The 13,795-nt window shown below is 71.1% G+C and carries 14 protein-coding genes; 4 read left to right on the top strand and 10 right to left on the bottom strand.

The window, feature by feature from the left end; genetic code table 11:
• The first annotated feature begins 2 nt into the window (after window positions 1–2).
• Window positions 3–929 (top strand): carbohydrate kinase family protein, encoded by a 927-nt coding sequence (locus AC3A6X_RS16680; protein WP_487843229.1) that lies wholly within the window; start codon window positions 3–5, stop codon window positions 927–929.
• Here the strand turns inward: AC3A6X_RS16680 and AC3A6X_RS16685 are convergent.
• Window positions 877–2,391, bottom strand: a complete 1,515-nt coding sequence (locus AC3A6X_RS16685; RefSeq protein ID WP_487843230.1) for a TIGR01777 family oxidoreductase — start codon at window positions 2,389–2,391, stop codon at window positions 877–879. The two genes, AC3A6X_RS16680 and AC3A6X_RS16685, sit on opposite strands and share 53 nt — an antisense overlap.
• Window positions 2,388–3,032 (bottom strand): DUF4166 domain-containing protein, encoded by a 645-nt coding sequence (locus AC3A6X_RS16690; protein ID WP_487843231.1) that lies wholly within the window; start codon window positions 3,030–3,032, stop codon window positions 2,388–2,390. The genes AC3A6X_RS16685 and AC3A6X_RS16690 overlap by 4 nt, the downstream gene beginning before the upstream one ends.
• A gap of 132 nt (window positions 3,033–3,164) precedes the next feature.
• On the opposite strand from AC3A6X_RS16690, the gene AC3A6X_RS16695 reads away from it, so the two are divergent.
• Window positions 3,165–4,964 (top strand): sensor histidine kinase, encoded by a 1,800-nt coding sequence (locus AC3A6X_RS16695; protein WP_487843232.1) that lies wholly within the window; start codon window positions 3,165–3,167, stop codon window positions 4,962–4,964.
• Window positions 4,961–6,361: a sigma-54-dependent transcriptional regulator gene (locus AC3A6X_RS16700; protein WP_487843233.1), complete on the top strand. Its 1,401-nt coding sequence runs from the start codon at window positions 4,961–4,963 to the stop codon at window positions 6,359–6,361. Before AC3A6X_RS16695 ends, AC3A6X_RS16700 begins: the two co-directional genes overlap by 4 nt.
• A 19-nt stretch (window positions 6,362–6,380) precedes the next feature.
• Here AC3A6X_RS16700 and AC3A6X_RS16705 read toward each other — a convergent pair whose 3' ends face one another.
• From AC3A6X_RS16705 to AC3A6X_RS16740, 8 genes are all read right to left on the bottom strand, one after another.
• Complete coding sequence (locus AC3A6X_RS16705) at window positions 6,381–6,803, bottom strand: putative toxin-antitoxin system toxin component, PIN family (protein WP_487843234.1); 423 nt, start codon at window positions 6,801–6,803, stop codon at window positions 6,381–6,383.
• A gap of 4 nt (window positions 6,804–6,807) precedes the next feature.
• The gene (locus tag AC3A6X_RS16710; RefSeq protein ID WP_487843235.1) at window positions 6,808–7,116 is read right to left on the bottom strand and encodes an AbrB/MazE/SpoVT family DNA-binding domain-containing protein; all 309 of its coding nucleotides are present in this window, start codon (window positions 7,114–7,116) and stop codon (window positions 6,808–6,810) included.
• A gap of 54 nt (window positions 7,117–7,170) precedes the next feature.
• Window positions 7,171–8,331 (bottom strand): MFS transporter, encoded by a 1,161-nt coding sequence (locus tag AC3A6X_RS16715; protein ID WP_487843236.1) that lies wholly within the window; start codon window positions 8,329–8,331, stop codon window positions 7,171–7,173.
• Complete coding sequence (gene aroC / locus AC3A6X_RS16720) at window positions 8,331–9,455, bottom strand: chorismate synthase (protein ID WP_487843237.1); 1,125 nt, start codon at window positions 9,453–9,455, stop codon at window positions 8,331–8,333. Before aroC ends, AC3A6X_RS16715 begins: the two co-directional genes overlap by 1 nt.
• Before the next feature lie 25 nt (window positions 9,456–9,480).
• Window positions 9,481–11,055: an MFS transporter gene (locus AC3A6X_RS16725; RefSeq protein WP_487843238.1), complete on the bottom strand. Its 1,575-nt coding sequence runs from the start codon at window positions 11,053–11,055 to the stop codon at window positions 9,481–9,483.
• Complete coding sequence (locus tag AC3A6X_RS16730) at window positions 11,052–11,426, bottom strand: YciI family protein (RefSeq protein WP_487843239.1); 375 nt, start codon at window positions 11,424–11,426, stop codon at window positions 11,052–11,054. The genes AC3A6X_RS16725 and AC3A6X_RS16730 overlap by 4 nt, the downstream gene beginning before the upstream one ends.
• Complete coding sequence (locus AC3A6X_RS16735; protein ID WP_487843240.1) at window positions 11,423–11,785, bottom strand: YciI family protein; 363 nt, start codon at window positions 11,783–11,785, stop codon at window positions 11,423–11,425. The genes AC3A6X_RS16730 and AC3A6X_RS16735 overlap by 4 nt, the downstream gene beginning before the upstream one ends.
• A gap of 96 nt (window positions 11,786–11,881) precedes the next feature.
• Window positions 11,882–13,213 (bottom strand): RNA polymerase sigma factor, encoded by a 1,332-nt coding sequence (locus tag AC3A6X_RS16740; RefSeq protein WP_487843241.1) that lies wholly within the window; start codon window positions 13,211–13,213, stop codon window positions 11,882–11,884.
• Window positions 13,214–13,307: 94 nt separating this feature from the next.
• Between AC3A6X_RS16740 and AC3A6X_RS16745 the strand changes: the two genes are divergently transcribed.
• Window positions 13,308–13,730 carry a cupin domain-containing protein gene (locus tag AC3A6X_RS16745; RefSeq protein WP_309964561.1) on the top strand — a complete coding sequence of 141 codons (423 nt, stop codon included), beginning with the start codon at window positions 13,308–13,310 and terminating at the stop codon, window positions 13,728–13,730.
• The last annotated feature ends 65 nt before the right edge of the window (window positions 13,731–13,795 follow it).

The following is a 13,795-nucleotide window of genomic DNA, read 5'->3' on the forward strand; positions in this document are numbered from 1 at the left end:
CCATGTTCGTGGTCTGCGGCGAAGCGCTGATGGATGTCTACATGGGCGAGTGGACCTCCACCGGATTGACGCTCGATGCCCGCGTCGGCGGCTCGCCGCTCAATGTGGCGCAGGGGCTGGCCCGGCTGGAACGGCCGGTGGCGTTCCTGACGGGCCTGTCCACCGACGCCTCCGGCGAGCGCCTGCTGGCGTCCTTGCGCGCCGAGGGCGTCGACACCTCGCTGGTGCTGCGCGGCGACGCGCCCAGCACGCTCAGCGTGGTGAGCCTGGACGCTGCCGGCGTGCCGCGCTACGCCTTCCACGGCAAGGACGCGGCCGACCGACAGATCACGCACGAGACGATGCCGGCCCTGCCGGACGCCACGCGCGTGCTGCAGTTCGGCTCCTACGCGCTCGCGGTGGAGCCGGTCGGCAGCGCCCTGCGCGCGCTGGCGGCGCGCGAGCGCGCGCGGCGGCTGATCGCCTACGACCTGAACGTGCGGCTCAATGTCGAGCCCGACCTCGCGCACTGGCGCGATGTGGTCGGCTTCATGGCGCCGCTGGCGCATCTGATGAAGACCAGCGACGAGGACCTGGCCCTGCTCTATCCGGACGAAAGTCCCGAGCAGATTGCCGAGCGCTGGCTGGGCCTGGGCGCGTCCCTGGTGGTGGTCACGCGCGGCCGCGACGGCGCCACCGCCTGGACCCGGGAGGCACGCGCCGATGCGCCCTCGCCGCCCATCACGGTGGTCGACACCGTGGGCGCCGGCGACACCTTCCAGGCCGCGCTGCTGGCCTGGCTCGACGAGCAGGATGCCTTGACGCCGCAGGCGCTGGCCGGGCTCGACGCCGCGGCGCTGCAGAGCGCGCTCGGCTTCGCGGCGCGCGCCGCCGCCCTCACCTGCTCGCGCCGCGGTGCCGACCTGCCGAGGCGCTCGGAGCTGCGTTGAGGGGCCTCGCTGCGTCCGCCAGTTGCCGCAGCGCCGCCGACAGTGAGGGATAGGCGAATCGGAAGCCGGCGCGCAGCGCCACGATCGGCGCCGCATGCTGGCCTTGCGTGAGCAACTCCGCCATCTCGCCGAGCGTGCGCTCCAGGATCCATGCAGGCACGCGCAGTCGCGTTCTGCGCCCGTGGACCGCGGCCATTTCCCGCGCGAACTTCGCCTGCGCGACCACCTCGGGCGCGACGCCGTTCACCGGCCCATGCAGGCCTTCGTGCGCCATCGCGAAGCGCATCAGTGCGATCGCATCGTCCAGATGCACCCAGGGCACCGGCTGCCGGCCGTTGCCGATGCAGGCGCCGAGACCGAGGCGCGCCGCGAAGTCCAGCCCCGGGAAGGCGCCGCCGCCATGGCCCAGCACGATGCCCAGGCGGACGCGGACCACGCGCACGCCCAGGGCTTCGGCGCGCTGAGCTTCGTGCTCCGCGGCCACGCACAGCGCCGACTGGAAGCGGCCCGGCTGCGGCGGCGCCGCCTCGTTGAGCTGGAGCTGTGCGCCGGGCAGTCCGTAGTAGCCCACGGCCGATGCGCTGACCAGCACGCATGGCGCTTCGTCGAGGCGGCGCATGAGCTGCAGCAGCCGTTCCATGGTCTGCGTGCGGCTCTCGACGAGCAGCCGGCGGCGCGCGGCGGTCCATGGAAAGCCCAGCACCGGCGCGCCTGCAAGATGAACGATGGACTGGATGCGCGTCTCGCACGGGATGTCGTCGAGCCGGTCGACCGCCCAGACGCGGTGGTCGAACAGGCGACGCGCCTGACGCACGTCTCGGGTCAAGACGATGACGCGCTGGCCCTCATCGAGCAGCCGGCGCACGAGCGCAGTGCCCACGAAGCCGGTGCCGCCGGTGACGAGCACGGTGTTCGCGCCTGCGGCGGGTCGATCGGCCCGCGGCAGGGCCGCGCCCGCGTGGGCCCTCCGTGCATGCCAGTGCATCGCAGCCCGCGCGTTGCGCACGCTCCAGAACAGCACCACGACTCCGCCGAGCGTGAAGAACCAGCTCCACAGGCCGTGATGCACGGGCACCAGCGCAGTCGGGCTGCGCAACCCATGCAGGAACACCGGCGCCAGTAGCCCCAGCAGGACGCCGAAGTTCACCGCGAGCACCGTGTGGAGCACCCGCTCCAGCGGAGGCAGGGTGCGCGTGCGGTCCTCCTCGAGGAAGTCGGCGCAGGTGATGACCAGCTCGGCCATCAGCAGACCGGCGGGCAGCAATGCCCACAGGCCCCGCCACTCGAGCCAGGCAAGGCCGATGAAGAGCAGGCCGTAGACCGCCTCCCGCGCCGCATGCAGCGCGAGCTCGAGCCGCGCGGAGGCCCGCTGCGGCAGCCGCGCGCCGAGCTCGTGGTGCCACAGGTTGTCGAAGGCGCCCAGCAACGCCTGCGCAAGCAGAAGGGAATAGAAGGCGTTCATGCGCGGATCTCCTCGGGGTCGTGGAACACGCCGGACTGGCGGAAGGTGATGCCCCACCACGGATGGACCATGGAGAGGACGAAGCGAAAACGACCCGCGCCCAGGTCGTGGTGCTCGACGCGGCAGGTGCCCGGCGTCAGCACATGCGGAATGGAGAGCCGCCGGCCCGCCAGGGCGAAGAAGTAGCGGCGGCTCTGGAAGACCAGCGCACCGTCTTCCTCGAAGACTTCGAGCGCCATCGACAGGCCGCCGTCGGTGCGCTCGACCAGCCGCCCGCGCGCATCGGCCAGCTTGGTCGAGCGCACGACCTTCTCCTGACCCGCGAGCGCGAGGTGGCGCTCCCAGACCACGCCGCCCCGGCCGTCGCCGTAGACCCGCACCCGCGCGGCCGCATCGCCGCGCGCGGCGCTCAACGGACCGCCGAGCAAGGCACTGGCCCACGCGAAAACCCGGCCGATCGGCGAGCAATGCATCGCGAGTTCGCCGGCGTAGACGACGTCGCGATGCGCCCGCGCGAAGCGGCGCTGCACGGCGGCCGGCAGACGGCGCCAGCCTTCTTCGCCAAGCAATGACTGCAGGTCCAGGGCGGGCCGCGTCTCATCTGCGGCGCCGGCGATCCAGGGAAGGGAATGGAGCTTCATGCCTTCCCTGTTGCAGTCGCCGTGCCACGCGGCAAGTGCTTGATACCAAAGGACTTTTTCACGGAACTGTTGCCGTGGTTGACAGCTCGCGCAGGCCGGGTGTCAACCTCGTTTACAGTCCGACCCCAGCAAATGACACTGCACATCGTCCTGGCCCTGTCGCTCGTGGAAACGCTGGTTCTGGCCGGCGTGCTGCTGCATTGGGCCAAGGCCGTGCCGGGCGCGCGGCTGCTCACGGTCTTCCTGTTGGGCGTGGCCACGTGGATCGTCAGCAACGAGCTGCCGAACTGGATCGGCCCCGCCGCCATTCCATGGGCCCTGCGCCTGGGCGCCACCATTCCGCTGACCTCGGCTGCCTTCCTGCATTTCTGCGTGCGCTTCTGCGGGCTCGAGAAGCGCTTCGTGCACGGGGTGCGGCTGGCCTATGTCATCGCCGTCGCCGTGATGTTGTTGACCTGGATCGTCTTGCCGGGCGAATTCATCCACTTCCCGGCCTTCACCGGCGTGGAATGGGTCGTGGTGCCGAACTGGGCCGGCTGGACCGCCTCGATGGTCTGGGCGCTGCTGGCCGCGGCCGGCGTCTCGATCCTTCTTCACCGGCTCTGGCGCACCAACGACCCCCGCGAGCGCCGGCAGCTCGCCGCGGTGGCGGTGTCCTGCGGCTGGGGCCTGGTCTGCGCCTCGGGCTACGGCTTCGCCGCGCTGGGCATTGCGCAGTACCCGTGGCAGGTGCTCGCGATGCCGGCCTATCCGGTCATCCTGGTCTACGGCATCCTGCGCTACCAGGTCTTCGTCGCCAATGCCTGGGCCCGGCGCGCGCTGGCCTGGACGCTCCTCGTGGGGCTGGGCCTCTTGGCCGTGCCGCTGACCTTGCTGCTGCCGCTCGATTCGCGCTGGCTCAGCGGTGCCGCCGTGGCCGTGGTGTGCCTCGCGCTCAACGGGCCGGTGCGGCGTTTCGCGGAACGCATCGTCTATCCGGGTGGCACCGCGAGCGTCGCGGACCTCCAGGCCTGGAGGGATGCGCTGGCCCCTGCCGCAACATGGGACGCGCTGGCGTCCTCGGCCGCCGAGTTGCTCTCGAAACGCGTCGGCCTGCGCGTCGAAGTGCGGGTAGGCACGGCGGCCGATGCCGTCTCCGCCGCGCCGATGCTGGCCTGCCGCGAATCGCCATCGGGCTGGACGACCGAGCTGCAGGGTTGGGATTCGGCACCGCCCGGATCGCGCCGGCTCGCCGAGCTCTTCGCCGAGGTGCTGACCGAGGCCGCCGGCCGGCTGCGGCACGCGGCGCTGGCCGAGCAGCGCGAGCGCGAGCGGCAGTTGCAGGCCCGGCTGGCCGAACTGGGTGCGCTGGCAGCCAGCGTGGCGCATGACCTGCGCAATCCGCTGAACATCATCGCGATGGCCGTGGCCACCACACCGCCCGAGGTGCGGCGCGAGGTCGCCGGCCAGGTCGGCCGGATCTCGCATCTGGCCGAAGATCTGCTGGACTACGCCAAGCCCTGGCAGGTGCGGCCGGTGCCGGTCGACGCTGCCTTGCAGGTTCGCGAGGCGGCCCGCCATGTGCCCGAAGTCGAGATCGGCCGCGGCCTCGAGGACAGCTTGCCATTGCTGGCCGATCCGATGCGCTTCGCGCAAGCCATCGGCAACCTGCTCTCCAACGCGCGTGCCGCGCCCGGCGTACGCCGCGTGCTGGTGGACGCCGAGCGCAGGGGCACGCAGGTCCACCTGCACGTCTGCGACGACGGCGCCGGCGTGCCTGCGGACCTGCGCGAACGGCTCTTCGAGCCCTTCGCCTCGCGCAGTCCGGCAGGCACCGGCCTGGGCCTGGCCATCGTGGCCCGCATCATGGCCGCGCACGGCGGTTCGGTGCGGCTGGACGACCGACCGCCATGGAACACATGCTTCACCCTCACATTTCCGGCGGCGCCATGACCCGCCCATCGACCCGCGGCCACGTGCTCCTGGTGGACGACGAATCGGCCTACCAGCGGCTGGGCAGCTCCTTCCTGATGAACCTCGGCCATCGCGTGAGCGTGGCCGGCGATGCGGATGAGGCGCTCGCCGCCTTCGAGGCCGACCGCCCGCACGTCGTGCTGCTCGACCTCGCGATGCCGCCCAGCATGGACCCGCAGGCGGGGCTGGCGCTGATCCCACGCTTCGCGCCCGCGGTCGTGGTCGTGCTCTCGGGCCACGGCGACCGCGAGCTCAATCTGAAAGCGGTGGAGCTCGGTGCCTGGGACTTCCTGACCAAACCCATCGACCCCGACATGCTCGGCTTCGTGGTGGCGCGGGCGCTGCACAAGGCGCGACTCGATGCCGAGCTCAAGGCCCTGCGCGCACGCGATGCCGACCAGGACCTCGGCCTGGCCGGCCAGGCGCCGGTGATGCAGAACCTGCGCGCCATGATCCGCCGCGTGGCGCCCACGCACGTGAGCGTGATCGTGCTGGGCCCGACCGGCACCGGCAAGGAGCTCGCGGCACGCGCGATCCATCAGTGCAGCACGCGCGGCGACGGCCCCTTCGCGGCGATCAACTGCGGCGCGCTCTCCACCGAGCTGCTCGAGAGCGAGCTCTTCGGCCATCTCAAGGGCAGCTTCACGGGCGCCTACCGCGACCAGCCGGGCCTGGTCGAGACCGCGCACGGCGGCACGCTTTTCCTCGACGAAGTGGGCGAGATGCCGGCACCCATGCAGGTGAAGCTGCTGCGCTTCCTGCAGGAGGGCAGCTTCGTCCCGGTGGGCGGCCGCATGCCGAAGCACGCGGACGTGCGCGTGGTCGCGGCCACGCATCGCGACCTCGAGCAGATGGTGCGCGAGGGCAGCTTCCGCGAAGACCTGTACTACCGCCTCAAGGGCGTGGTGCTGCGCACGCCCGCACTCACCGAGCGCGCAGCCGACATACCGCTGCTCGCCACCCGCTTCCTGCAGCGCGTCGCGCCCAAGGCTGCGCTCGGCCCCGACGCGCTCGCCTGGCTGCGCACCCAGGCCTGGCCCGGCAACGTTCGGCAGTTGCGCGCGGTGGTCGAGGCCGGGGGCGCACTGATCCTGCCCGGCCATACGCAGGTGGGCGCGGACCTTCTGCGCCTTGCGAGCGGCGACACGCAAAGCGTCGGGGAGCTCGACGCCAGGCCGGCGGCCGGCATCGAGGGGATGGGCTTCCTCGATGCGGCGATCGCCGAACTCGAAACCCGCCTGATCTCGGAAGCCCTGGCCGCGAGCGGCGGCAGCCAGTCCGAAGCCGCGCGACAACTCGGGATCTCGCGCGTCGGCCTGATCAAGAAGCTGGGGCGGCTTGGGCTGAAGGGCAATGGTCACCCATCCTCGGCCTAGCTCAGCCACTCCGACCGCTTTACCGAATCTCGAAGCCCTCGATGAATGCATCGATCCCGAGAATGGGAAACGCAGCCTTGCCTGAGAGCACCAGCAGATCGCGGTCGCCCGTCACCAGTGTGGCCTTGCCGGCCGCCGCGAGTTGCAGAAAAGGCAGGTCGAAGCGATCGCGGCAATCCGGCACGGCGGGCGGCGGATCCGGCAGCGTCATGACCTTCGCGTAGGGCAGATAGTCCGCCAGCAATTCTTCGCGCTCCGCGGGGGAAAGCCGGAACTTCGGATAGGCCAGCACCCGCAGCAGTTCACCCGCCGTGCCCGTGCTGACCAGGGGTGTACAGGCGCCCTGCTGCCACAGTCCGCGCAGCCGGCGCGTGGCCGGTCCGCCGAACACCAGCGCCGAGAGCACCACGTTGGTGTCGAAGACTACGCGCGGGGCGGCCACGCGATCAGGCCTTGCGCTTCGTCTTGGTGGCGGCGGTGCTCGTGACGCGATAAACCGGCCGCGGCTCGGCGGCCATCAGTTGCTCGGGCTCGGTCGTCTGCCGCGCCCAGTCGATGGCATCGCGGATATCGGCCTCACCCAGCCCCAGCGCCGCCAGCTTGGCGCGCACGGCGTCTCCGCGCTGGATGCGCACCGGCGTCAGCACGATCTGGCCTTCGCGCACCTCGACCTCGAAATACTCCGCCGCGCCCACCTGCTCGGTCACGCTGCGCGGCAGCGTGAGTTGGTTCTTGGAGGTCATCTTGGCAAGCATGGCGAAATTCCTGAAGTAAGGAATCCTTACTTTAGCCACTTCGAGGGTCAACGGTCAACGCCCCGCTTCCAGCCGCTGCGTGCGCCACGCGCACACGCTCCCCACCACCGCCAGCAGGGTCGCCACGCCGAACATCGCCACATAGCCGAAATGCTGGGCGATGGCGCCGCCGGCCAGCACGCCCAGCACGCCGCCGAAGCCATAGCCGATCACGGTGAAGAGCGCCTGCCCGCGCCCGCGCAGCCGGCCCGGGAAATGGCGCGACACCATGGCGATGCAGGTCGTGTGGTGCGCCGCGAAGGACAGCGCATGCAGCAGCTGCGCCGCCGCCAATGCCCAGAGCCACTGCCCGCCGCCGGCGGTGAGCCCCATGCGCAGCACGGCCGCGACTCCGCAGATCAGCAGCCAGCGCGGCATCGCGAAGAGTTCGAGCAGCCGGCCCTGGAGGAAGAACCAGCCGACCTCGGCGCCCACCGACAGCGCCCACAACAGGCCGATCACGCCCTTGCCGTAGCCCAGCGAGTCCAGGTACAGCGAAAGGAATCCGTAGACCGCGAAATGCGCCATCACGTGGAAGAACAGCGAGGCGAAAAACCAGCGCACCGCCGGGATGCGCAGCACCGGCCCGACCGGCTCCTGCTGCGCCGCGTGGGCCAGCGGCGCGTCGCGCGTGTCCGGCAGGCGCAGGGTCGCGATCAGCACGATGGCCAGCGTGCCGCCCGCCCAGGCCGGGAAATGGCCCATGCCGAAACGCTCGAACCACTCGCCTGCGACGAACACCGTGAGCAGGAAGCCGGCCGAGCCCCACAGCCGGATGCGCCCGTAACGCCCCCAGTCGCCGGCCACCAGGTGGGCCATGGCCGCCTCGGTGAGCGACATCATCGAGCTGGTGTGGGTGAACATCACCAGCAGCACCAGCCCCAGCCACCAGGCGCCGCCGTTCCACCACAAGCCCAGCGAGGCGAACAGCGCCACCGCCGCGCTGATGCGCAGCAGCAGCACGCGCTGGCCCGTGTGGTCGCTCAGCGCGCCCCAGGCATAGGGCGCGAAGACGCGCGTGATCGACTGCACCGAGGTCAGCAGGCTGATGGTGAAGATCGGCAGCCCCAGGCTCTGGAGCCAGAGCGGCAGGTAGGGATTGAAGAAGCCGATGTGGGCGAAGTAGCTCGCCGACAGGCCGGCGAAGGCGAGCAGGTGGCCCCGGCCCGCGGCCACTAGAGGAAGGACGCCTGGGGTGACGTGCCTTCAGCGTTGGACTGCCCCGGATCCGGCGCTCCGATCACATCGCCGCACTGGGCCCGGTTGCGCAGCGCGTGTTCCATCACGACCAGCGCCAGCATGGCCTCGGCGATCGGCGTGGCGCGGATGCCGACGCAGGGGTCGTGGCGGCCCTTGGTGACCACCTCGACCGGTTGGTTGTGGACGTCCACCGACTGGCGCGGGCTGATGATCGAGCTGGTGGGCTTGATCGCGATGCTCACCTCCAGGTCCTGCCCGGTGGTGATGCCGCCCAGCGTGCCGCCGGCGTTGTTGCTGTCGAAGCCATCGGGCCGGATCGAGTCGCCGTGCGTGGTGCCGCGCTGCGTGACGCTGCCGAAGCCGGCGCCGATCTCCACGCCCTTGACGGCGTTGATGCCCATCATGGCCCAGGCGATGTCGGCGTCCATCTTGTCGAAGAGCGGCTCGCCCAGGCCCACCGGCACCTTCGAGGCCGTCACGCGAATGCGCGCGCCGCAGGAATCGCCGGCCTTGCGCAGGGCGTCCATGTAGGCCTCGAGTTTCGAAACGTCGGCCACAGGCGCGAAAAAGGGGTTGTTCGGCACATGCTCCCAGCTCTCGAAGGGGATCTCGATCTCGCCGATCTGGGCCATGCAGCCGCGGAACACGGTGCCGTACTTCTCGAACAGCCACTTCTTGGCCACGGCGCCGGCAGCCACCATCGGCGCCGTCAGCCGCGCCGAGGAACGGCCGCCGCCGCGCGGATCGCGAATGCCGTACTTCTTCCAGTAGGTGAAGTCGGCATGGCCGGGGCGGAACTGCTGCGCGATCTGGCCGTAGTCCTTGCTGCGCTGGTCGGTGTTCTGGATCAGGAGCGCGATCGGCGTGCCGGTGGTTTTGCCCTCGTACACGCCGGAGAGGATCTGCACGGCGTCCGGCTCGTTGCGCTGGGTCACGTGGCGGCTGGTGCCGGGGCGGCGGCGGTCGAGGTCGCCCTGGATGTCGGCCTCGCTGAGCGCCAGGCCGGGCGGACAGCCGTCGATGACGCATCCGATCGCGGGGCCGTGGGATTCGCCGAAGTTGGTGACCGCGAAAAGGGTGCCGAAGGTGTTGCCGCTCATGGGCGGGGATTATCCCCGCAAGGCTTCAGGCCTCGCTGGCGGAGGGGCACGGCGCAGGCGCTGCGGGCGCCGCCCGCGGCGGGCCGCCCACGCCGCGCAGCATGAAGGCAGCCAGCAGCGCGGCCGCCAGCGCCACGGCGGCGCTGATCGAGGCCGTGAGCCCGAAGGCCTGCGCAAAGGCCTCGCGCGAGGCCTCGAGCAAGGCCGCGCCGGCCGGCCCGGGCAGCGCCGCCGCCGCATCCGCCGCAACGCCCAGCCCGCTGCGGGCCGCCTCGGCCACCGCGGGCGGCACGCCCTCCAGCGCGTTGCCTGCCATCGCGTTCCGGTACACGGCCACGATCAGGCTGCCCAGCATCGCGATGCCCAGGGCGCCGCCGAACTCCGAGCTGGTCTCCTGGATCGCCGAGGCCGCGCCGGCCCGCTCGGGCGGGGCCGTGCCCACCATCATGTCGACCGCCAGCGTGAAGGCGAAGGACAGGCCCAGCGAGAGGATCGCGTAGGCGGCCACCAACAGCGCCAGCCCCTCCGTGCGATCGACCTGCGCCAGCAGCGCGAAGCCCACCGCCGCGGTGAGCAGCCCGCCGGCCATCACGAAGCCCGGCCGCACCCGGCGCACGATCCGCGGCACCAGCGTCGAGCCCACCGCGAAGGCCGCCCCCGACGGCACGCTCCACAGCCCCGCCTGCAGCGGCGACAGGCCGAGCACCAGTTGCATGTACTGCACGACGAAAAGAAAGCTGCCGAAGGCGATGAAGAAGGCCAGCGTGTTGATGGTGAGCGCCGCACTGAAGGCGGGCGCGCGGAACAGCGCCAGGTCGATCAGCGGATCGGCGAGCCGGCCCTGGCGGCGGAAGAAGGCCCAGCCGATCGCCACGCCCAGCACGACCGCCGCCAGCGGCAGCCAGCCGGGGCCGTGCTCGGCAAAGCGCTTGAGCCCGTAGATCACGGCCAGCACCGCCAGCAGCGACTGCGCCGCGCTGAGCAGGTCGAGCCGCCCTGCCCCGGGGTCGCGGTACTCGGGCAGCAGCCAGGGCCCGATCAGCAGCAGCAATGCCATCACCGGCACGCTGACCAGGAACACCGAGCCCCACCAGAAGTGCTCGAGCAGCGCGCCGCCGATCAAGGGCCCGATGGTGCCGCCGATCGAGAAGCTCGCGATCCAGACGCCGATGGCCACGGTGCGCTCCTGCGCGTCGAGGAACATGTTGCGGATCAGCGAGAGCGTCGACGGCGCCAGCGTGGCGCCGGCCACGCCGAGCAGCGCGCGGGTCGCGATCAGCATGGGGGCCGTGGTCGAGAAAGCGGCGAGCACCGAGGCCAGGCCGAAGAAGGCGGCGCCGATCAGCAGCAGGCGGCGCCGTCCGATGCGGTCGCCCAGCGTGCCCATGGTGATGAGCGAGCCGGCCAGCATGAAGCCGTAGATGTCGACGATCCACAGCATCTGCGCGCTGCTCGGGCGCAGCGCGGCGCTCAGGTGCGGCACCGCGAGGTTGAGCACCGTGAGGTCCATCGCGTAGAGCATGCAGGGCAGCGCGATCACGGCCAGGCCGGTCCATTCGCGAGCGCCCGCCTTGTGCGGGGTGGCGTGCGCGGCGGTCATGGCTGCGCTCCTTCCGCCGGGCGTGCGAGCTCGAAGACCGGCCAGAGCTCGATGCTGCCGACGCGCGCGGACGGAATGCCGGCGGCCAGGCGCACCGCCTCCTCCCCGCTCGCGGCCTCGACCAGGTAGAAGCCGCCGAGCTGCTCGTTGGTCTCGATGAAGGGGCCGTCGGTGACCGACAGCCGCCCGTCGCGCACGCGCACCACGGCGGCGGTGCTCGCGGCCTCCAGGCCTTCGGACTCGACGAGATGGCCGCTGGCGCGCAGGCGGTCGTCGTAGTCGAGGTGCTCGTTGACGAAGGCCGCCATCTCGGCGGGCGGGATCGTGCCCATCTGCGCTTCGGTGGCGAAGATCATGCAGAGGTATCTCATGATGCGATCCTCTCGACCTTGGCGATGGGCCGCACTTCGATGGCGCCGTACTTCGCCAGCGGAATGCGGGCCGCCACCTGGATCGCGGCGTTGAGGTCGGGCACGTCGACCAGGATGAAGCCGCCGAGCTGCTCCTTGGTCTCGACGAAGGGACCGTCGGTCTGCGACAGCTTGCCACCGCGCGTCTGCACCACCTTGGCAGACTTCGGGGGCTGCAGGGCCTCGGCGACGATCAACTGGCCGCGCGCCGCGAGCGCATCGTCGTAGTCCATCGAGTCGTTGTCCAGCTTCGCCCGTTCGCCGGCGGACATCGTGGTCAGCAGCGCGGGATCGAAGTAGACCAGGCAAAGGTATTTCATGCGCATCTCCTGGAAGAAGGGTTGAGGGGATGCCCCTGGTCGAATGGCCGGGCCGGATTTCGACAGGCCGGGCGGCTTTGCGCCGGCCCAGTTGTTTCAAGATGCATCGCCCGTCGCGGGCAGCGCGGCCAGCCGCCGTTCGAGGAACTGCCGCTCGGGCGCCTGCCGCGCGAGCGCCAGCGCGCGCTCGTAGGACGCGCGAGCGTCGGCAACGCGGCCGAGACGCCGGCACAGGTCGGCCCGCGCGGCATGGGCCAGGTGGTAGTCCGCAAGCTCGCCGCGCGCCAGCAGCGCGTCGATCAGCGCCAGGCCGGCGGCCGGCCCGTCGCGCATCGCGATGGCAACGGCCCGGTTGAGCGCCACCACCGGCGAGGGCTCGGCACGCAGCAGCACGTCGTAGAGGCCGGCGATCTGCGCCCAGTCGGTGGCGGCGGCATCGGCCGCCTCCGCATGCACCGCCGCGATCGCGGCCTGCAGGGTGTAGGGGCCGAAGCGGCGCGAGGACAGGGCCCGCGTCACGAGCGCGCTGCCCTCGGCAATGAGCGCGGGGTTCCATCGCGTGCGGTCCTGCGCCTGCAGCAGCACCATCTCGCCCGCGGCCGAGCTGCGCGCCGCGCGGCGCGACTCGTGCAGCAGCATCAGCGCCAGCAGGCCGATGGCCTCGGGCTCCGGCAGCAGCTCGACCAGCAGCCGGCCCAGCCGGATGGCCTCGGCCGAGAGGTCCGGCCGCGTGAGCGCCTCGCCGGACGAAGCGGCATAGCCCTCGTTGAACACCAGGTAGACCACGCGCAGCACCACGTCGAGCCGCTCGGGCAGCTCCCTCACGGGCGGCACCTGGTAGGGAATGCGCGCCTCGCGGATCTTGTTCTTGGCCCGCACGATGCGCTGCGCGATGGTGGGCGCCGGCACCAGGAAGGCGGCGGCGATCTGCTCGGTGGCAAGGCCGCAGACCTCGCGCAGCGTCAGCGCCACCTGCGCATCGGGGGCCAGTGCCGGATGGCAGCAGGTGAAGATGAGGCGCAAGCGGTCGTCCTCCAGCGCCTCGGCATCGGGGTCGCGCTCGTCCCAGGCCAGGGCGGGGTCGGCGCTGGTCTCGACCGCGTCGGCGGCATCGTCCCATGGCTCGAAACGCGCGCGGCGGCGGATGCCGTCGATGGCCTTGAAGCGCCCGGCCGAGACCAGCCAGGCGCGCGGGTTGGCCGGCACGCCCTGCACCGGCCATTGCTCCAGCGCGGCGCGGAAGCCGTCGTGCAGCGCCTCCTCCGCCAGGTCGAAGTCGCCCAGGAGCCGCACCAGGGTCGCGAAGATGCGGCGCGACTCGCTGCGGTAGAGCGCCTGCGCCGCCTCGCGCGCCGCGAGCCGGCCGGCATCGCCTGCCGCAGACACGAGCTTGGCGGCATCGAGGGTGCCGGCGTCAGGGCGAACCATGGGTTGAATTTCGAAGCGCGGCGGCAGCTTGTCAAGCGCGGCGGGAACGCTTTATGCATCGCGTCACGGCATCCCCACCCTGCAAGGAGCATTCATGCTGGACCGCACCGACACGAAGTTCTCCCACGTCAAGCCCGGCGACACCGACTATGTGTCGGGCGGGCTGCGCGACTTCTTCCTGTACCGCGACCTGGGCGTCGCCGAGGCCACGAACGGCAAGGTCATCGCGCATCTGGTCAAGGCCAACATGGCACCGGAAGCGGGCACCGGCTGGCACCGCCACGAGGCGGAATTCCAGATCGTGATCATGGTCAACGGCTGGGCCCGCTTCATGTACGAGGACCAGGTGACGCTGGTGCAAGCCGGCGACGTGGTGCACCAGCGCCCGGGCATCCGGCACTACCTGTTCGACTACTCGCCCGACATGGAGTACCTGGAGATCGTCTCGCCGGCCGACTTCAAGAGCATCGATGTCGAGCCGGTGTGCGAGGTGCCGCCGCCGACGCCCTGGGCCTGAACGGGGCTGCGCCGGCGGCGCCGGCCTGCAGACTTTTCAGTCTTTCTTGAAGCTACAGCAATTCG

It is taken from the genome of Variovorax sp. Soil_C_12 (genome assembly GCF_057657375.1).